The organism is Flavobacterium keumense, assembly GCF_029866485.1.
In the GTDB taxonomy this organism is placed as follows: Bacteria; Bacteroidota; Bacteroidia; order Flavobacteriales; family Flavobacteriaceae; genus Flavobacterium; species Flavobacterium keumense.
The window spans coordinates 1,443,685-1,464,985 of sequence record NZ_CP092332.1; the positions used below are offsets into that span (position 1 = coordinate 1,443,685).

General features: G+C 35.0%; 15 protein-coding genes and 1 pseudogene. 7 read left to right on the forward strand and 9 right to left on the reverse strand.

Translation table 11 applies throughout. The features are described from left to right. Positions 1-1,946 (reverse strand): annotated as a pseudogene (gene thrS, locus MG292_RS06360) (threonine--tRNA ligase). A 191-nt stretch (positions 1,947-2,137) separates the two neighbouring features. On the opposite strand from thrS, the gene MG292_RS06365 reads away from it, so the two are divergent. The 4 genes from MG292_RS06365 to MG292_RS06380 all read left to right on the forward strand — a co-directional run bounded on the left by MG292_RS06365 (position 2,138) and on the right by MG292_RS06380 (position 6,159). Next, complete coding sequence (locus tag MG292_RS06365) at positions 2,138-3,157, forward strand: quinone-dependent dihydroorotate dehydrogenase (protein WP_264533550.1); 1,020 nt, start codon at positions 2,138-2,140, stop codon at positions 3,155-3,157. Between the two features lie 135 nt (positions 3,158-3,292). Further along, positions 3,293-4,156: a hydroxymethylglutaryl-CoA lyase gene (locus MG292_RS06370; RefSeq protein ID WP_264533549.1), complete on the forward strand. Its 864-nt coding sequence runs from the start codon at positions 3,293-3,295 to the stop codon at positions 4,154-4,156. A 132-nt stretch (positions 4,157-4,288) separates the two neighbouring features. Beyond that, positions 4,289-4,765: a hypothetical protein gene (locus MG292_RS06375; RefSeq protein WP_264533548.1), complete on the forward strand. Its 477-nt coding sequence runs from the start codon at positions 4,289-4,291 to the stop codon at positions 4,763-4,765. Further along, on the forward strand, positions 4,762-6,159 hold the full coding sequence (locus MG292_RS06380; protein WP_264533547.1) for a DUF5723 family protein: 1,398 nt from the start codon (positions 4,762-4,764) through the stop codon (positions 6,157-6,159). Before MG292_RS06375 ends, MG292_RS06380 begins: the two co-directional genes overlap by 4 nt. Before the next feature lie 2 nt (positions 6,160-6,161). Here the strand turns inward: MG292_RS06380 and MG292_RS06385 are convergent, their stop codons facing one another. Further along, positions 6,162-8,657, reverse strand: coding sequence for a cation-translocating P-type ATPase (locus tag MG292_RS06385; RefSeq protein ID WP_264533546.1), 2,496 nt, complete (start codon positions 8,655-8,657; stop codon positions 6,162-6,164). A 162-nt stretch (positions 8,658-8,819) separates the two neighbouring features. Between MG292_RS06385 and guaB the strand changes: the two genes are divergently transcribed. Beyond that, positions 8,820-10,292 (forward strand): IMP dehydrogenase, encoded by a 1,473-nt coding sequence (gene guaB, locus MG292_RS06390; protein ID WP_264533545.1) that lies wholly within the window; start codon positions 8,820-8,822, stop codon positions 10,290-10,292. A 77-nt stretch (positions 10,293-10,369) separates the two neighbouring features. Here the strand turns inward: guaB and purB are convergent, their stop codons facing one another. Then, positions 10,370-11,716: an adenylosuccinate lyase gene (gene purB / locus MG292_RS06395; RefSeq protein WP_264533544.1), complete on the reverse strand. Its 1,347-nt coding sequence runs from the start codon at positions 11,714-11,716 to the stop codon at positions 10,370-10,372. A 69-nt stretch (positions 11,717-11,785) separates the two neighbouring features. On the opposite strand from purB, the gene MG292_RS06400 reads away from it, so the two are divergent. Together MG292_RS06400 and pafA are read left to right on the forward strand one after the other, a co-directional pair. Then, entirely contained in the window at positions 11,786-12,448 is a 663-nt protein-coding gene (locus MG292_RS06400) for a TrmH family RNA methyltransferase (RefSeq protein ID WP_264533543.1), read from the forward strand. A 122-nt stretch (positions 12,449-12,570) separates the two neighbouring features. Next, positions 12,571-14,184, forward strand: coding sequence for an alkaline phosphatase PafA (gene pafA / locus MG292_RS06405; protein ID WP_264533542.1), 1,614 nt, complete (start codon positions 12,571-12,573; stop codon positions 14,182-14,184). Between the two features lie 71 nt (positions 14,185-14,255). On the opposite strand, the gene MG292_RS06410 is transcribed toward pafA, so the two are convergent. From MG292_RS06410 to MG292_RS06435, 6 genes are all read right to left on the reverse strand, one after another. After that, a complete protein-coding gene (locus tag MG292_RS06410; protein ID WP_264533541.1) occupies positions 14,256-14,534 on the reverse strand; it encodes a hypothetical protein in 279 nt (92 codons plus the stop codon). 2 nt (positions 14,535-14,536) lie between these two features. Then, positions 14,537-16,507: a KUP/HAK/KT family potassium transporter gene (locus tag MG292_RS06415; protein WP_264533540.1), complete on the reverse strand. Its 1,971-nt coding sequence runs from the start codon at positions 16,505-16,507 to the stop codon at positions 14,537-14,539. Positions 16,508-16,606: 99 nt separating this feature from the next. Then, positions 16,607-17,284, reverse strand: coding sequence for a response regulator (locus tag MG292_RS06420; RefSeq protein WP_264533539.1), 678 nt, complete (start codon positions 17,282-17,284; stop codon positions 16,607-16,609). Then, a complete protein-coding gene (locus MG292_RS06425; protein ID WP_264533538.1) occupies positions 17,277-18,323 on the reverse strand; it encodes a sensor histidine kinase in 1,047 nt (348 codons plus the stop codon). Before MG292_RS06425 ends, MG292_RS06420 begins: the two co-directional genes overlap by 8 nt. A gap of 119 nt (positions 18,324-18,442) precedes the next feature. Beyond that, positions 18,443-19,660, reverse strand: coding sequence for a diaminopimelate decarboxylase (lysA, locus tag MG292_RS06430; protein WP_264533537.1), 1,218 nt, complete (start codon positions 19,658-19,660; stop codon positions 18,443-18,445). Positions 19,661-19,844: 184 nt separating this feature from the next. Then, positions 19,845-21,299, reverse strand: coding sequence for a glutamate synthase subunit beta (locus MG292_RS06435; RefSeq protein ID WP_264533536.1), 1,455 nt, complete (start codon positions 21,297-21,299; stop codon positions 19,845-19,847). Positions 21,300-21,301: the final 2 nt, after the last annotated feature.

Genomic DNA, 21,301 nt, shown 5'->3' on the forward strand with positions numbered 1-21,301 from the left:
TTAAACTGTAAATACTTTTAATGTTTTATTGATTTCTTCGGTAACCATAGTTGCAAATTCTTCTATAGTAACCGTAACATTACCTTTACCTTCTTGACCATGACGACGAATAGAAACAGTTCCGTTTTTTTTTCTTCTTCACCCACAATAAGCATGAAAGGCATTTTTTGCATCTCAGCATCTCTAATTTTCTTACCGATTGTTTCGTTTCGGTTATCAATTAGGGCGCGAATTTCGTGATTTTCTAGCAAATCTAAAACTTTTTTGGCATATATTTCGTATTTCTCGCTCAATGACAAGATAATAGCTTGTTCAGGCATTAACCATAATGGGAAATTACCAGCGGTATGTTCTAATAAAATAGCAATGAATCGTTCCATAGAACCAAATGGAGCACGATGAATCATTACTGGTCTGTGCAATTGGTCGTCAGATCCTTTGTAAGTCAAATCAAAACGTTCTGGTAAGTTATAATCAACCTGAATCGTTCCTAATTGCCATTGTCTTCCCAAAGCGTCTTTTACCATGAAATCCAGTTTAGGCCCATAGAAAGCGGCTTCCCCATATTCAATAACAGTATTTAAACCTTTGTCTTTTGCAGCATTGATAATTGCGTTTTCCGCTTTTTCCCAATTTTCGTCAGAACCAATGTATTTGTCTCTGTTTTCCTGATCGCGTAGTGAAACTTGAGCGGTAAAGTTTTCAAATCCTAGCGAACCAAAAACATATAAAACTAAGTCAATTACTTTTTTAAATTCTTCATCTAATTGTTCTGGCGTACAAAAAATATGCGCATCGTCTTGAGTAAATCCTCGTACACGAGTTAAACCGTGTAATTCACCACTTTGTTCATAGCGGTAGACTGTTCCAAACTCGGCGTAACGTTTAGGTAGATCTTTATACGACCAAGGGCGCACATTAAAAATCTCACAGTGGTGAGGGCAGTTCATTGGTTTTAATAAAAATTCTTCACCTTCAGCTGGCGTATTGATAGGTTGGAAACTATCGGCTCCATATTTAGCATAGTGTCCAGAAGTCACATACAATTCTTTTTGACCAATGTGCGGTGTAACTACTTGTTCGTAACCTGCTTTTTTTTGCGCTCTTTTCAAAAATTGCTCTAAACGATCACGCAAAGCGGCACCTTTTGGCAACCATAAAGGCAAACCTTGTCCTACTTTTGACGAAAAAGCAAATAATTCCAATTCTTTCCCCAGTTTTCTGTGGTCGCGACGTTTAGCCTCTTCTAATAGTTCTAAGTAATCGGTTAGGTCTTTTTGTTTTGGGAATGAGATTCCGTACACACGAGTTAACTGTTTGTTTTTTTCATCACCTCTCCAGTAGGCACCTGCCACACTCATGATCTTCATTGCCTTGATGATTCCTGTATTTGGAATGTGGCCACCACGACATAAGTCAGTAAAAGTAGAATGATCGCAAAAAGTAATTGTGCCATCTTCTAGATTGGAGATTAACTCTGTTTTATATACGTTATCTTTGTATACTTCTAAGGCTTCAGCCTTTGTAACCGGACGCATTTTGAATTCGTGTTTTTCTCGTGATATTTCTAGTACACGATCTTCTATTTTTTTGAAATCGGCATCGGTTATTTTATGGTCTTCAAAATCAACATCGTAGTAAAATCCATTGGAGATTGCAGGTCCAAGCGTCAATTTGATACCTGGATACATTTCCTCTAAAACTTGTGCCATAACGTGTGAAGTTGAGTGCCAAAAGGCTTTTTTTCCCTCATCGTCATTCCAAGTAAAAAGAACAAGACTACCATCTGTGGTCAAAGGCGTAACGGTTTCAACGGTGATACCATTGAATGAGGCCGAAATTACATTTCTAGCCAATCCTTCGCTAATGCTTTTTGCAACGTCCATTGGGGTAATCCCTGCCGCAAATTCTTTCACAGACCCATCGGGTAAAGTAATCTTAATCATTTTAAATTATTTTTAGGATTGCAAATATAGGGTATTGAAAAAACACATACAAAATATAAGCAAGGTTTGTGAGTGGTTTTTCGTGGTTTTTGGCAAATAATTTTAAAAATTGGAGCTTGTTTTAAAATTGGTTCGAGAAGTTTCGTTACTAAAAACTATTCTTTACTTTTGCAACACACAAAATCACAACTATGTACAAGCAATTAATTCGTCCGATACTTTTCTGTTTTGACCCTGAAAAAGTACATTATTTTACCTTTTCAACTATTAAATTACTATCAAAAATTCCTGGTTTTTCAGGTTTATTTCGTGCTTTATATGAAGTTAAAGATAGCCGTTTAGAAACGGAAGTATTTGGGTTGAAATTTAAAAATCCAGTCGGCTTAGCTGCGGGTTTTGATAAAAATGCTGTTTTGTACCAAGAGTTGTCTAATTTTGGCTTCGGGTTCATTGAAATTGGTACCCTTACGCCAAAAGCACAAGATGGAAATCCTAAAAAACGCTTGTTTCGTTTGAAAGAAGATAGCGCGATTATTAACCGAATGGGTTTTAATAATGGTGGAGTGGAAGAGGCTGTTTTGCGATTGAAAAAAAATAATGGAGTGCTAATTGGAGGAAATATTGGTAAAAATAAAGTAACTCCAAATGAAGAAGCAACTTCAGATTATGAAATTTGTTTTGAGGCACTGTTTGATTACGTGGATTATTTTGTGGTGAATGTGAGTTCGCCAAACACACCCAATTTACGTGCCTTACAAGACAAAAAACCGCTAACTGAGTTGTTGCAAACCTTACAAAATAAGAATTTAGCTAAGCCAAAACAAAAGCCGATTCTATTGAAAATTGCACCTGATTTAACAGACGAACAATTACTAGACATCATCGATATTGTTAACGAAACCAAAATTGCTGGAGTTATAGCTACAAATACTACTTTGTCTAGAGAAGGTTTGGCCTCTGAAAATAAAATAGAAACAGGTGGTTTATCAGGAAAACCTTTGACAAAACGTTCAACTGAAGTTATTCGATTTTTAGCTGAGAAAAGCAACAAATCGTTTCCAATTATTGGGGTGGGTGGAATCCATTCTGCCGAAGATGCGATTGAAAAATTAGAAGCGGGAGCGAGTTTGGTTCAATTGTACACAGGGTTTATTTATGAAGGCCCAGCTTTGGTCAAAGCGATTAACAAAGCCATTTTAAGTAGAAAATAGTAGTTATATTCTACTACAACTTCACATTTTATTGAATGTTAATTCTACTTTGATCCTAAATTTAGAGATTGTTTTTTGATATTGTATTTGATTTTTGCAATTGAATTTTTCTTTTTTCCCTACCTTTGATTTCCTATGGAAACAGTAAAAATCATCGAATGCCCAAGAGATGCTATGCAAGGAATAAAGACTTTTATTCCTACTGCAAACAAAGTGACTTATATTCAGTCATTGTTGCGTGTGGGGTTTGATACCATAGATTTTGGAAGTTTTGTTTCGCCAAAAACAATTCCACAGATGCAAGATACTGCGCAAGTTTTAGCCCAATTGGATTTATCGCAAACTCAAAGTAAGTTATTGGCTATTATTGCGAACATGCAAGGTGCAGAAGCGGCGTGTAATTTTCCTGAAATTCAATATTTAGGGTTTCCATTTTCTATTTCAGAGAATTTCCAAATGAGAAATACGCACAAGACAATTGCTCAATCTTTGGTGAGTTTACAAGAAATTTTGAATTTGGCTGATGCCAAAAACAAACAAGTAGTTGCTTACCTTTCTATGGGGTTTGGAAATCCGTATGGAGATCCTTGGAATACTGAAATTGTAGGGGAGTGGACGGAAAAATTAGCTACTATGGGCGTAAAAATTGTTTCTCTTTCAGACACTATTGGGAGTTCGACACCAGAGATAATTTCGTATTTGTTTTCCAATTTGATTCCAGCGTATCCTAACATAGAATTTGGAGCGCATTTGCACACGACTCCTGATACTTGGTTTGAGAAAATTGATGCAGCGTATCAAGCAGGTTGTCGCCGATTTGACGGTGCTATTCAAGGTTTTGGTGGATGCCCAATGGCAACCAATCATTTGACAGGAAATATGCCGACAGAAAAATTACTTTCTTATTTTACCACTCAAAAAGCAACTACTAATTTGAGTCCGATGAGTTTTGAGAGTGCGTATAATGAAGCATCGAAAGTATTCGGTCAATTCTATTAAAAACAATAAATATACTAAAGCAACGTTTTATTTTACACAAATTCAATTTCATTACAATGAAACTTTTTTTTAAATCCCAATTCATAGTACTACTTTTTAGTGTACCCTTCTTTTTTTTCCTGCTCCAGCGATTTGGACTTCAACCAAACTAAAAATTTACGATTAGAACCCACTTATGTGGCTAATTTGGTTTATTTTGACATTCCTGCTAATGAGTTTGTAACTAATGGAGTAGAGAATTCCCAATTTATAGATCGTTCGACAGTAGATTTATTCAATAACACTTTTTTTGTGAATGATTTAGCTAAAGTCGAATTAGATTTTGAAATTAATAACACTATCGCTCGAGCCTATACTATTAATGTGAAACTTTTTAATGCAAATGGAATTCAGATAGATACTATTTCGATTGATGTGCCTTCCTATTATGGTGCTCCTAATGTAATTACTAAAAAAGAAGTGTTTCAAGGAACTCGATTGGCTACATTAAAAAATACGACTAGAATTGAAATGACACTCCGAATGGCTTCAGGAACGGCCTTGACAGAATCGAGTACAGGAAACATAAAAATGCGTTCTGGTATAACTGCTTATTTTGTAATACAATGAGAAAAGTATTCTTTTTTTTAACGCTTCTTATAACAACTAATTTAGTAGCGCAAAATAAACAGCTATTTTATAATTTTACAGATATTCCGCAATCGTTGATGATTAATCCAGGTGCCGATGTAAAATACAAATGGTATGCAGGTGTTCCGTTTTTATCAGGTATTTCAATGAATGTTGGTTCGACAGGCTTTTCAGCGTATGATTTATTTGCGAATGATGGGGTTGATTTTAATACAAAAATCAGAAATATTATTTCGTCTACTACAAATAGAGATAAGATAATGCTAAACGAACAAATGGAATTATTGAGTGGAGGATTTAGAATTGGGGACTTTGATCATAAGATGTATTTCTCTTTTGGGTTGTATCAAGAGTTTGATTTGTTGTCTTATGTACCTTATGATATTGCCATATTGGCCATAGATGGTAATAAGGATTATTTGGGGAAACGCTTTAATTTAGGCGATATCAATTTTAAAGCAGATTTATCATCTGTATTTCATTTTGGGATTAATAAAAAAATACAAGACAACTTAATAGTTGGGGCTAGAGCCAAAATTTATTCTAGTATTTTCAATGCAAGTTCAGTTGATAACGCGGGGTATATTTATACCAATACCTCTAAAGATTCATTTTATGAACAAATTATCTATTCCAATTTACAGTTAAACACTTCTGGAATTTCACAATATGATGATACTAATACTAATACTAATAGCAATATAGGAGCTGACGTTAAGAAAGGAATTTTACTTGGTGGGAATTTAGGATTAGGATTGGATTTAGGACTGACGTATTATCCACAATCTAATGTACAATTTACGGCTAGTATTATTGATTTAGGTTCGGTTAAACAGTCAAAAAATGTAGAGAATTACTCTTATAAAGGTTTTTACAATTACAAAGGACTAGTGCCCCATTTTAATAATGAGAATGCCGCTCAAGCTAATTACCAAGATTTTAAAAACGCCATTGTATTAGATACTTTACATACAAAATATACTACTTGGAGGCCTACTAAATTCAATGCTTCTGCGCAGTATTCCTTTGAAGAAGAAAGAGTAGTGGATGGTAGTTGTAATTGTGAAGGAACAGATCCTAGTATCTTTTACAAAAGTACTCTTGGAGCACAATTGTTTACTATGACTACACCAAAATCGCCTTTGTTTGCATTGACTACTTTTTATAAAAGAAATTTCTCAAAATCATTTCAAATGAAAGCTACTTATACTGTTGATTCTTTTTCGTTTACCAATGTAGGTTTGGGAATGTCAACAAAAGTAGGACCTGTAAACTTTTATGTACTAGCAGATAATGTATTGTCTTATTCGGATCTTTCCAAGGCGAATAGTCTTTCGTTTCAATTGGGATTGAATCTGATTTTTAAAGAATAGTTTTATTTTTCTATTCGCCGAATTAATTTGTAGATTTCAATCCAAAATACCGCTATTCCGCCTACTATTACACTGTAGCAAAATTGTGTTATTCTAACTAACTCAAATTTGAAAAAATGTGCTAGTGTTGGTATAAATAGTAATAATGATGTGGCAAGAATAGTAGCTCCTATAATAAATGTTACCAAGCTGTTTTTGTATTTTAAAGTGGTAAAAACTGAATAATAAAAAGAGCGATTGGCCAGTGTTAGAAAAATATTAGAACTAATTAAAGTTAGAAAAACAAGTGTTCGAGTAGTGTCTTCTGACTCACCATTTATAACACTATTTTGGTACACAAAAAGTAGTCCTAGCGTAATAGCTAATCCTTGAATAATGCTTAGTACAATTTCTTTAAATTTAAAAAAGGTATTCGAAAGTGGTCTTGGTTTTAGTTCCATTAAATTGCGTTCCATGGGTTCGTTTTCGTAGATAATAGTACAGGTAGGTCCCATAATAATTTCTAAGAATATGATGTGGACGGGAGAAAAAATAGTAGGATAGATCCATCCGAGTGCTAACGGAATAAATACAATTAAAATCAAAGGAATATGAATGGAAATAATATATTGAATGGCTTTTTTGAGATTGATGTAAATTTTTCTTCCCATAGCAATTGCCTCAGTCATTTTAGCAAAATCATCATCGATTAAAATGAGGTTTGCGGCTTGTTTGGCTATTTCGGTACCTCGTTTGCCCATAGCAATTCCAATATGAGCTGATTTTAAAGCAGGTCCGTCATTAACACCATCTCCAGTCATGGCTACAATTTGGTTATTTTCTTTTAACGCCTTTATGATTTTAAGTTTGGCTTCGGGAAACATTCGGGTAAATAGATGGGTATCCATTACTTTTGCTTGAAGCTCGGTTTCATCCATAGTCATGAGTTGGTCTCCGCTTAAAGCGTTATGATGATTTTTAAATCCCACTTGTTTGGCAATGGTTGTACTGGTTTCTGCAGTATCTCCTGTGATAATTTTAATATCGATTCCTGCTTTGTAAAATGTTTCAAAAACGGCTTTAATGTTGCTTTTTGGAGGGTCGTAAAAGGCAACCAAACCTTTGAGTTGAAACGAAAATTCTTGTTGTTTTTCAGGGTAATTATCGCCATAGAATTTAGCTTCGGCCACGGCCAAAACTCGAAAACCTTCTTGTGTCATTGTAGTGAAGGCGTGTTGGATTTGTTGTGTTTCTAAATCAGATAGGTTAGAACAAGCAAGTATGGCTTCGGGAGCCCCTTTGGCGGCAATGACACGAATTCCTTTTTTGTTTTCAAAAATGTGGGTCATCATAGGTGGTTTGCCACTTAAAGGATATTCATGCGTTAATTTGAAATCAGTTCGTTCATCTTCCAAGTCTAAATTGGCATAGGCATCGTGCAATGCAATTTCCATAGCATCAAAAGGAATCGGTTCGCTTGCCCACATAGCCAAGGTTAGCAGTTCATTTTCTTCGGGAGTTATTTTGGAATTAATTCCTGAAATTTGGTTGGAAGCAAGCGTGTACCATTGGGCTAAACTCATTTTGTTTTCGGTAATGGTTCCAGTTTTATCGGTACAAATGACAGTAGCACTGCCAAGCGTTTCTACAGTTTTAGTGTGCTTGACTATAATTCCCATTTTCATTAGACGCCAAGCGCCGAGTGCCATAAAAGTCGTGAAGGCAACAGGAATTTCTTCCGGAATAATACTCATTGCGATGGTGAGTGCCTTAATCAAACTATCCAAAATTATGCGAGAATGGTAGTAATTAATTCCCCAAACAATTCCAAAAACAACTAATCCTATGATAGACATTCGTTTGGCAAAATTTTCAATTTGTTTTTGAAGTGGTGTTTTTTCTTCTTCAATCGAGCTTAAACTTTTCCCTATTTTTCCTAATAGGGTTTGGTTTCCAATGGCTGTAACGACACAAATAGCGAGTCCACTAGCAACAATAGTACCTTGGTATACCTCTTTGTTTTCTGATTTTTCATTTTTGGCTACCGAAAAAGATTCTCCTGTTAGGATGGATTCATTTACAGAAAAGTCATTGGATTGAATGATACGTCCGTCAGCAGGAACAAAAGTGCCTTCTTCAATTTGAATACAATCACCTAAGACAATTTCTTCACTAGCAATTTCCATTATGATGCCTTCTCGAATAACTTTACTTTTAGGTTGAGTGAGTTTTTCTAAGGCTTGAATGGCATTTTTACTTTTGGATTCTTGATAGAGTGAAATACTAGCGATAAGAATAATAGCGATGGACATAAAAATTCCGTTGCTATGTTCGCCTGTAATAAAATAAATGCTAGTTGCTGTAGCAAGAAGCAAGAACATAGGTTCTTTACAAATTTCCACCACCGAAGTCCAAAAGTTGTTTTTATCTTGGTGGTCAAGCGAATTAGCGCCGTTTTTGATTCTTGACTCAGCTACTTCAGCTTCAGATAATCCTTTTATTTCGGTTTGTATTTCCATTTTTTCAAAAAATAAATTACATTTTGAATAATTGACGTTGAGTCTGATATCGATTGAAATGAGCGAATTACTGCAATTTAAACATAAATTATGAGATAGCGCTGGTTTTTTGCTTAAGATTGTCTATATTTGCACGCAATTTAACCACAACTTCAAATTGCAATGATCGCACACAATTCAAAGATTATCGGCGAAGGATTAACTTACGATGATGTTCTATTAGTTCCTAACTATTCTAATGTGCTTCCCCGCGAAGTAAGTATTCAATCTAAATTTTCAAGAAACATTACCTTAAACGTTCCTATTGTTTCTGCAGCTATGGATACAGTTACTGAAAGTGCAATGGCAATTGCTATGGCTCAAGAAGGCGGAATTGGAGTACTTCATAAGAACATGACTATTGAGCAACAGGCGGCTAAAGTGCGTAAAGTAAAACGTGCAGAGTCTGGGATGATTATTGATCCGGTTACTCTACCATTGACTTCTACGGTTGCTGACGCTAAAAATGCCATGAAGGAATTCGGAATAGGAGGAATCCCAATTGTTGATGAACATAAAATCTTAAAAGGAATTGTTACCAATCGTGATTTGCGTTTTGAAAAAAATGGAGCACGTCCTATTGTTGAGGTAATGACTTCTCAAAACTTAATTACAGTTGCTGAAGGCACTTCATTAGAACAAGCAGAAGTAGTTTTGCAAGGAAACAAAATTGAAAAATTACCAGTGGTTAATGCTAAAAATGAATTAGTAGGATTAATCACTTTTAGAGATATTACTAAATTAACTCAGAAACCGATTGCTAACAAAGACGTTTACGGACGTTTGCGTGTTGCTGCCGCCATTGGCGTTACAGGAGATGCCGTTCAAAGAGCAGAAGCTTTGGTGAAAGCGGGAGTTGATGCTATCATTATTGATACGGCTCACGGTCATACCCAAGGTGTGGTGAATGTGTTGAAAGAAGTAAAAGCTAAATTTCCTCAAATTGATGTGATTGTTGGAAACATTGCTACGCCAGAAGCGGCCAAATATTTGGTTGAAAGTGGTGCTGACGGAGTAAAAGTGGGTATTGGACCGGGTTCGATTTGTACTACTCGTATTGTGGCAGGTGTTGGATTTCCTCAATTTTCAGCGGTTTTAGAAGTAGCTGCGGCTATCAAAGGAACTGGAGTACCAGTTATTGCAGATGGTGGTATTCGCTACACCGGAGATATTCCTAAAGCGATTGCTGCAGGTGCGGATTGTGTAATGTTAGGGTCACTTTTAGCAGGAACAAAAGAGTCTCCAGGTGAAACCATCATTTTTGAAGGAAGAAAATTCAAATCCTACCGCGGAATGGGTTCTGTTGAAGCCATGCAGGGTGGTTCAAAAGACCGTTATTTCCAAGATGTGGAAGACGACGTGAAGAAATTAGTTCCAGAAGGAATTGTAGGTCGTGTGCCTTACAAAGGAGAATTGAACGAAAGTATGTTACAATTCATTGGTGGTCTTCGTGCCGGAATGGGATACTGCGGAGCTAAAGATATTCCAACCTTGCAAGAAAATGGGCGTTTTGTTCGTATTACTTCAAGTGGAATCACAGAAAGTCACCCACACAATGTGACGATTACTAAAGAAGCTCCAAATTATTCGAGATAATTTAAAGAATAGTTTTTAAAATATAAAAAGGCTTAAGATATTTTCTTAAGCCTTTTTTATGTGCTTTATTTTGGAAATTAAATCCCCACGAAATTACTTGGTGTAATTTGCATTAATTCGGTTTTAATAGCATCGCTAACGTCTAAAGTTGCAATGAAACTATGAATCGATTCTTTGGTAATTGCTTCGTTCGTTCTGGTCAAACCTTTTAACGCTTCATACGGATTTGGATAGGCTTCACGACGTAGAATAGTTTGGATAGCCTCAGCTACTACCGCCCAGTTTTTTTCTAAATCCTCGTGGAATTTTGGTTCGTTTAACAACAATTTGTTCAATCCTTTTAAAGTGGCTTCAAAAGCAATAATAGTGTGTCCCATTGGAACGCCAATATTTCGTAGAACAGTACTGTCAGTTAAATCACGTTGTAATCTTGATACAGGCAATTTAGCCGATAAATGTTCGAAAATAGCATTGGCAATTCCTAGATTACCTTCAGAGTTTTCAAAATCGATAGGGTTCACTTTATGTGGCATCGCCGAAGAACCAATTTCTCCTGCTTTAATCTTTTGTTTGAAATAGTCCATCGATACATACGTCCAAATGTCTCGATCTAAGTCAATGATAATGGTATTGATTCTTTTCAGCGCATCAAAAAAAGCAGCAAAGTGATCGTAATGCTCAATTTGCGTAGTAGGGAAGGAGTGGTGTAAACCTAAATTGTTCTCTACAAAAGTATCGCCAAATTGTTTCCAATCAATTTGTGGATACGCCACGTGGTGGGCATTGTAATTTCCAGTGGCACCACCAAATTTTGCTGCAAACGGAATATTGAACAACAAACGCATTTGCTCTTCTAAACGCTCTACAAAAACACCAATTTCTTTTCCTAAACGCGTAGGAGAGGCGGGTTGTCCATGTGTACGAGCTAACATTGGAACAGCTGCCCATTCCGTACTTAATTCTTTTAATTTTGCAATGACATTAATTAAAGAAGGTAGGTATACTTTTTCAAAAGCCTCTTTAGTAGATAATGGAATTGCTGTATTGTTAATGTCTTGAGAAGTTAATCCGAAGTGAATGAACTCTTTGTATGCAGACAAACCTAATTTTTCAAAAGCATCCTTGATGAAATATTCTACCGCTTTTACATCGTGATTGGTCACTTTTTCTGTTTCTTTAATCCAAAGCGCATCTTCCGTAGAAAAATTGGTATAAATAGCTCGTAAACTTTCGAATACATTTGCGTCTACATTTTTAAGTTGAGGTAAAGGCACTTCACATAAAGCAATAAAGTATTCAATTTCAATTAAAACGCGGTATTTGATTAACGCTTCTTCCGAGAAAAAAGGAGCTAGTGAAAGGGTTTTATTTCTGTATCGTCCATCAATAGGAGAGATGGCATTCAATTCGTTTAGAGTAGTCATTTTTGTGTTGTTTTTTCGAAAGTGCAAATATAAACCTTTTTAGTATTTTTGCCTCCAAAAAAAGAGACAATGATTGATACAGATTACCTTAATTTTCTTGAAACTATTTTGACAGACAATCGAAAAGAACGCTTTTTAGAAGTTTTGAAAAATAGAACCAATCATTTTACAGTGGCGGTAGAAGATGTCTATCAGTTACACAATACTAGTGCGGTAATGCGCAGCTGTGAAGTTTTTGGAATTCAAGAACTGAATGTAATCGAGCAACGTTTTGGAAAAAGAATTGATAAGCAAATTGCTTTAGGTGCTCAAAAATGGGTAGATATTATAAGACATGAAACTTCTAATAATTGTATTAAATCCCTTCGCTCTAAAGGCTATCAAATTATAGCCACTACGCCACACGAAAAAGATTGTTTGCTTGAAAATTTTGATATTTCAAAACCTAGCGCCTTATTTTTTGGAACAGAAAAAGAAGGGTTGTCAGAAGAAATTATGCAACAAGCTGATGGGTTTTTGAAGATTCCAATGGTAGGTTTTACCGAGAGTTTGAATATTTCTGTTTCGGCTGCGATTATCATTCAGAATTTGACCAACAGACTCCGAAATTCGGATATCAATTGGCAATTAACCGAGGATGAGATTTTGGAAAAACGACTTACTTGGGCTAAAAATTCTATCAAAGATATCAAGCGTATTGAAAAGCGTTATTTTGAGGAAAATCCAAAATAGAATGCTACGTCGCTGTTATTTTTAAATTAAATTTACTCAAATACCTCTTTTTATTAAAATAGTTATCCAAATTAATCTGTATTTTTGGATAATATAAAGTAGTATAATAAAATTTATCTAATATGAAGAAATTAGTATTGTTTTTGACTTTTAGCCTTGTGTTTTCGGCTCAGGCGCAACAACGTCCAAAATTAGTAGTTGGAATTGTGGTGGATCAAATGAAAATGGAATATTTGTATCGTTTTTCAGATGATTTTTCTGCTAATGGTTTTAAGCGTATTATGAACGGAGGCTATACTTTCCATAATATGCATTACAATTATGTACCTACTTATACGGCTCCAGGACATGCTTCCATATACACTGGAACAACACCCGCTACACACGGAATTGTAGGGAACGAATGGTTCAATCGTGCTACTGGAAAAGAAATGTACTGTACGGATGATACTGATGTAAAAACGGTGGGCGACGGAACGGATAAAGAAGGAGCTATGTCACCTAAGAACTTGTTAAGTACTACTATTACTGACGAATTGCGAATGGCAACTAATTTTAGAGGAAAAGTTATTGGGATGAGTATTAAAGACCGTGGCGCCATTTTACCCGCCGGTCATTTTGCTAATGGTGCGTATTGGTATAGTAAAACGGGATCGTTTATTTCGAGTACATTTTATGGAGCTAGTTTGCCAGAATGGGTTACTGAGTTTAATAATGAAAAGCGTTTTATGAATTACATCAATGGTGGTTGGGATTTGTTAAAACCAGTTGCCACTTATGATGAAAGTTTAGTAGATGATAACCCGTATGAAGGGAAAATAGATAAAACCACAGGGCCTGTTTTTCCGTATAATTTGAAAAAAATATACGACGAAAAAGGAGCTGATGTATTGCGAACTACTCCTTTTGGGAATGATATTTTGGCTGATTTAGCCATAAGAGCTATTGATAAAGAACAATTAGGTAAAGACGCGATTACTGATTTCTTGACAGTAAGTTTCTCTTCAACCGATTATGTGGGACATACTTTTGGACCCCGTTCTATGGAATTACAAGATACGTATTTGCGATTGGATTTAACTTTAGCTAAGTTCTTGACGTATTTAGACCAAACGGTTGGAAAAGACAATTATGTGCTGTTCTTAACTGCGGATCACGCTGGAGCTGAGAATCCTAACTATTTGAAAGATAACAAATACAATGTTAAGAATGTGCCCTCTAAAAATGTTGATGCTGCTTTGAGAAAATTTTCTGTAGCTACTTTTGGGGTTGATGTTGTGTTGAATTATTCAAATTTCAATTTGTTCTTTAATAAACCAGTATTAAAAGAAAAAGGTTTGGAATTGTCCAAAGTGAAACAAAGTTTCAAAGACTTTTTAATGACGCAAGACCAAGTGAAACGTGTTTATACTGAAGAAGAAATTCTAACTTCGACAGGAGACGATTATTTCTTGAGTTTTATTGCCAAAGGATATGACCCAAAACAAAATGGCGATATTTTTATTTTAGACAAAGCGGGCTACATGGAATATATAGAAACGGGAACTACGCATGGCTCACCTAATAGTTATGACACGCACGTACCGATGTTATTTTATGGTTGGCATGTCCCAAAAGGCAACTCTCATACAAAAAAACACATTACTCAGATTGTACCAACACTTTCACAACTATTGAAAATTCCATTTCCAAATGGAACAGAATCTGAAGTAATGGAAGAGTTGTTTGTAAAATAATATCTTTAGGATTTAGTTGATATAAAAAATCCCGTTCTGATTCAGAATGGGATTTTTATTTTAAGTACTAATTATTTATTAAGATAAATAATTGAATTATCTTCTAAGAACCGTACACTCAAAATGTCTTTGTGTTCAATAAGTTGTCCAATTAAAAATCCAAATTGATCTCTGCCAAAAAGAATATCAACATCTGTAAAATGCCATTTTACGATGTTTTCTTCTTTCCCTTTGAAATAACCAATAAATTTTCCTTTGATAACTTCATGATTTTTTAATTCAATTTCAATTAATCGGTTTTCAAGACTAAAATACTTTTGAAATAGTTCTAATGATGAATCAGGTTTCATTACTATCTGATTTTTCGATCTAATTTGATATTGGTAATGGGCTGATAGACTAATGGAATTTGTTCCACTTCAACATCTGATTTTTCTAATCCAAAAGCTTTTTCATCACTTAAACTCATGTGTTTTAGTAAGAAATAAGAATTGAGTAACATGCCTTCACGTAGTGCAAATTCATTTTCTATGGATAAGAATTTTTCTATGACTACAAATTTGAAATCCGGTTCACTATTGTATTTACTAGAACCGTCTGGACGAATGTGTAAATTCAATTCTTTATTGGCCACTAATTCTTTCACAATAGTTTTGAAATACAATTCGGTTTTTGGCTGAACTCTAAATCCTACATTAATGTTTACTTTAATTACTTTGTCATCCACTAATTCAGATACATCATAAGAAAGTGTAAAAGGGTCTTCGGTGCGATTGATGTGTAAAAACCAATATACATCGGCACGTTTCGGTTTTTTTGAAAAAATTGATTTCATAATTTTTTCCTCAATCTCATGGCGTCTATCCGCTTTTGATAAATAAATTAAATGAGTAGCAAATTTTGGAATCGCGTCGTCCTCACTAAGCTCTGTTAATGTGCTGCTATATTTACCTAATTCAACAAACTTAGTGAATCTATTGTTGATTTTTCTGGCGAAGAACCAAACATACATTACTGTAAAGATAAAAAGTTCAAAAAATAAGAACATCCAACGTTCTTTAATTTTGGCAACATTGGCAATAAAAAAAGCAATTTCAATAGTTCCAAAAATACTTAGGAACAAAATAACTTTTAATTTGTTCCATTTTAATCTATAATTAATAAAATAGCTTAATAGATAGGTAGTCATTAACATGGTAATGGTAATAGAAAATCCATAAGCGGCTTCCATGTGTGCACTTTCTTTAAAATATACCATCATTAAAATACAGCCAAACCATAGCATACTATTTACACTAGGAATATAAACTTGTCCTTTGCTATCACTTGGTTGCTTTACAGTTACTCTAGGCCAAAAGTTAAGGTTCATCCCCTCACTAATTAAGGTAAAACTACCGCTAATCAAGGCTTGAGAAGCAATAATGGTTGCGCAAGTAGCAATAATTATACTAGGTAATAAAAACCAAGTTGGAATAATTTCAAAAAATGGATTTCTACCATTTAAGAGGCTTTCTCCTTGGTGCATTAGCCAAGCAGCTTGTCCTAAGTAACTAACCACCAAACTAATTTTAACATAAATCCAAGTAATACGTATGTTTTTAATACCGCAATGCCCTAAGTCGGAGTATAAAGCTTCAGCACCTGTGGTGCAAAGGAAAACAGCTCCTAATAGCCAGAATCCGCTGGGATAATTTAGTAAAAGATCATATCCATAATACGGATTTAAAGCTTTTATAATATCAGGGTGTAGTGTAATTTCATGGATTCCAACTACTAATAACATGGTAAACCAAGTTGCCATTATAGGCCCGAAAAATTTTCCAATAACATGTGTTCCAAATCGTTGAAAGAAAAATAATAATGATAAAATAGCCACTACGATTCCTATGGTTAAAGTATTTCCAGGAACAATAGTGTTTTCAAGTCCTTCTACCATTCCGAGACCTTCTATGGCAGAAGATACAGAAATAGGAGGGGTGATGATTCCGTCTGCTAATAGTGTAGTAGCTCCAAGTATAGTTGGAATAACTAATTTTTTGCCATAACGTCTCACTAAAGCATAAAGCGAGAATATTCCACCTTCACCATGATTGTCAGCGCGTAGAGTAAGCCAAACGTATTTTACCGTAGTTTGGAATACTAAAGTCCAAAAAATACAGGAAACACCTCCGTAAACTAAAGTTAAATCAATGGGTCTATCTCCAATTACGGCTCGTAAAGCATATAAGGGGCTGGTACCAATATCTCCATAAATAATACCTAACGCTACTAAGAGAGAGGCAATGGTTACTTTGTTTGTCGCATCATTTTTTAATGTATTCATTATTGAATGTTTTACTATTTATAATAGTACAAATTTCAATAAAATGGTATTGGCAGAATGTAAAGATGTAGCGGTTAGATATAAAGATTTTATAAAGATTTAGCTAAAACGGTAGCCTACACCACTTTCGGTAATGATGTGTTTGGGTTGATTAGGGTTGTCTTCAATTTTTTTACGTAAGGTAGCTACAAACACTCGCAAATATTGTGTTTCAGTTTGATAGCCTACTCCCCAAATTTCTTTTAAAATGTATTGATGGGTGAGCACACGCCCTTCGTTTTTCATAAAAAGGGCTAATAAGTTAAACTCGGTAGCAGTAAGTTTTAATGTTTCTTCATTTCTTTTGATGATTCGCGCGCCAAAATCAATTTCTAAATTACCACATTTCAATACACTACTATCATTTTGTGTTTGATTTCTTCGAATTACAGAACGAATTCTAGCTAACAATTCGGCTGTTCTGAAAGGTTTGGTAAGATAATCAGTGGCGCCATTATCTAATGCTTTTACGATATCTTCTTCGCTGTCTTGAACAGATAAAATGATAATCGCCTTATTGTACCAAGTGCGTAGCTCTTTTAGAATTTCGTGTCCACTTTTATCTGGCAATCCCAAATCCAATAAAATGAGTTCTGGTGGATGATTGACGGCTAAAAGCACGCCTTCTTTTCCCGTTTCAGCAAGCCAAACTTTGTAATCATTACTTTCTAAAGTGATTTCAAGTAATTTTCGAATTGGCGCTTCGTCATCAATAACTAATATTTCAGCTTTATTCATTTTTGAGAGAGTTTAAATACGAAGTTTCTGTGGGAATAGTAATTGTAAAACAAGCCCCCGAATTGGGAGTATTATTTAATGAAATAGCACCATTGTGCGCTTCTACAAAACCTTTTACAATGGATAAACCAAGTCCACTGCCGCCTGTTTTTGTGTTGGGCAATCGATAAAATTTATCAAAGGCAAATTTAATTTCGCTTTCGGGAAAACCTTTTCCAGTGTCAGAAATAGTAATGATACAGTTTTCTAATTGATGTGTTGCTACAATTTTTATTATGGATTTCTTAGGAGTATATTGAATGGCGTTTAAAATTAAATTTTGAATAATTTCTTCGATCAATCCTGTGTCTAATTTGAACAGGGGTAATTTTTCATCAGGATCAAAATTGATGGTGTGTTCATTTTTAACCACGGCAATTTTTTCAATCAAAGAATAAATCAATTCGTTCAAATCACACCAATCTTGTTTTGTTTTCAGTGTACCGGTTTCTAATCGACTCATGTTGAGTAAATTTTCAACTTGTCTGTTCAGCCGAATACTAGCTTTGTCAATTTCTTCTAATAATACGGTTTGGTTATTTTCGGATAGTTTCTTTTTATTTTCTTTTAAGGTATCAATTGCACCAATTATAGTTGCAATAGGGGTACGCAATTCATGAGAAAGTGAATTGAGTAAAGTGTCATAAAGTTGTATTGTTTTTTCTTTTTCTTCTTTATCACGAGCCTTTTTTTCTGCTTCTCGAATTTTATAAGTAAGTACAGCACTTACTAACGCAATAATAAGATACATGAAGAACAATAAAACATCTTCGGTATTGGTGATATGAAGTGTAAATAATGGCTGGATGAAAAAATAATTAAGAATTAAACCACTCAAAATAGCTGTTATTAGTACAGGAATGATGTCGAATAACATCGCCGTAACTGATACGGTCATGAGTAAAATTAAAGCTGTAATTCTATAATCAATATGCTTGGATAAAAAATAACAAATTAGAGAAACAGACACGACTAATGTAATACTGATGATGCATTGCATTAGGATTGATTGTTTTTTTGTCTGAAGATTATTCAAGATAAATTGTTTTTTTCTTTTCAAATATAATGATAAAAGGAATAAAAAAATCCCGTTCTAATGAACGGGATTTTTTTTGTGTATTAAACAGTTGCTGCAACTGGCAACGGAATTTGATTGCGTAATAAATCTTCAAACGATTCTTTGGCACGAATTAAATGACCTTGACCATTCAGCCATAATACTTCGGCTGGTTTGTATCTTGAATTGTAATTGGATGACATGGAGAAGCAATAAGCTCCTGCATTTCTGAAACAAAGAATATCACCTTCATTGATTTCGGCAATTCGTCTGTTGTTTGCAAAAGTATCCGTTTCGCAGATGTAACCTACAACCGAATAGAAACGCTCTTTTCCTTCAGGATTAGAAATGTTTTCGATATGGTGTTGTGATCCGTACAACATTGGACGAATCAAGTGGTTGAAACCACTATCCACTCCTGCAAAAACAGTAGAAGTGGTTTGTTTTACCACATTTACTTTTGCCAAGAAGAATCCTGCCTCACTCACTAAGAATTTTCCAGGTTCGAAAATTAAAGTTAAGTTTCTACCGTATTCAGTACAGAAATCATTGAATCTTTTTGATAATTTTTTACCCAACTCTTCAATATCGGTTTCAATATCATCTTTTTTGTAAGGTACTTTAAATCCACTTCCAAAATCTAAGAATTCTAAGTTTTTGAAGTTTTTAGCTACATCAAATAAGATTTCGGCAGCATACAAGAATACTTCAATATCTAAGATATCCGATCCTGTGTGCATGTGAATCCCCACAATATTCATTTTTGTATTTTCAACTATACGAATTAAGTGTGGCAATTGATGAATTGAAATACCAAATTTACTATCAATATGACCTACAGAAATATTGGTATTCCCTCCCGCCATTACGTGTGGATTGATACGAATGCAAACAGGGGTGTCTGGATATTTAGTACCAAATTGTTCTAAAATAGACAAGTTGTCAATATTGATTTGCACTCCCATAGCGGCCACTTCTTCAATTTCTTCTAAAGAAACACCGTTAGGAGTAAAGAATATTTTTTCAGGAGCATAACCTGCGTGTAATCCTAGTAAAACCTCTTGAATAGAAACTGTATCCAAACCAGAACCCATATCTCTCAATAATTGAAGAATGGCAACATTAGATAATGCTTTCATTGCATAATTAATGCGAAGGGTATCTACTTTAGAAAACGCTTTAGTTAATCGGTTGTATTGAGATTGTATTTTTTCGGCATCATAAACATATAAGGGGCTACCAAATTGTTCTGCTAGATGTAATAAGTCTTTTCCTTGCATTGGATTTTAATTTTGAGCAAATTTATTATTCTTTATTCGTTCGAGCAAGTAAATGTCATTCTTTAACAAAATATAACATTTTGTTTGAAATAAAACAATTAGTCAAATTATATTGATTTTTAAAAAATAAACATCCCTTGATACCAGTACCAAGGGATGTAAAAGTAGTTGTGTGTGTTGGTTGTTATACGCTAGGTAAGTCACCGTTACCTTTAGTAGGTAAATTTGTAGATCCCATTAAGAATAAGTCTACCTCTCTTGCCGCTTCACGACCTTCAGAGATAGCCCAAACAATTAAGGATTGTCCTCTTCTCATGTCTCCCGCAGTAAAAATGTGCGGTACATTAGTTTGATAGTTAGTAGCTTTATAATTAGTTCTGAAATCAGTTTCAATGCCTAATTGCTCGCTTAACGTTCTCTCAGGACCTGTAAATCCAAGTGCTAATAACGCTAAGTCACATGGCCAAATTTTTTCAGAGCCTTCTTTTTCAATTAATTCTGGGCGTTGTCCTGGAACGATTTTCCATTCAACTTCCACTGTCTTTAAAGCTGTTAATTCGCCTTTATCATTAGTGATAAACTCTTTGGTGTTGATTAACCAGTTTCTATTACATCCTTCTTCGTGCGAAGACGAAGTTTTCAATTGTAACGGCCAGTAAGGCCAAGGAGTAGATTCGCTTCTTCCCACGGGTGGTTTTGGCATAATCTCAAAGTTAGTTACTGATTTAGCTCCTTGTCTGTTAGAAGTACCCACACAGTCAGAACCAGTATCTCCACCACCAATAACGATTACGTCCTTACCGGTAGCCAACACTTGGTCTGGAACAGATTCTCCCCAAACTACTTTAGTTTGTTGTGTTAAGAACGTCATCGCTTGAACAACACCTTTAGCATCTGCACCTTTTGTTGGCAAGCCTCTTCTTTCGGTTGCACCACCACAAAGCACAACAGCATCAAAAGCATTTAATTCATCAACACTGAAGTTGACCCCAACGTGAACGTTGGTTTTAAAAGTGATTCCTTCTGCTTCTAAGATAGCAACACGTCTATCGATGATACCTTTTTCTAATTTGAAGTTTGGAATTCCGTAACGTAATAAACCTCCAATAGCATTGTCTCTTTCAAAAACAGTTACGGTATGACCTGCACGGTTCAATTGTTGTGCAGCCGCTAATCCCGCTGGTCCTGAACCTACAACAGCTACCGTTTTGCCTGTTCTTTGTGCAGGAACTTGTGGTTTAATCCAACCTTCGGCAAATCCTCTTTCTACAATAGATTTTTCAATATTTTCGATTGAAACAGGGTCTTTGATAATACCTAACACACATGCTTTCTCACACGGTGCTGGACAAAGACGTCCTGTGAATTCAGGGAAGTTATTAGTTGATTGCAAGATGGCCAAGGCGCTTTCCCATTCTTCTTGGTGTACCATGTCGTTAAAATCAGGAATTAAATTTCCTAATGGACAACCACTATGGCAGAATGGAATACCACAATCCATACATCTTGATCCTTGTTCTTTTAATTTTTCTTTTGGTAACGGAACTGTAAATTCATTGTAATTAGAAACACGTTCTGCTACAGCGATGTTACTTTCATCCGCTCTACTATATTCTTTAAATCCACCTATCTTTCCCATGA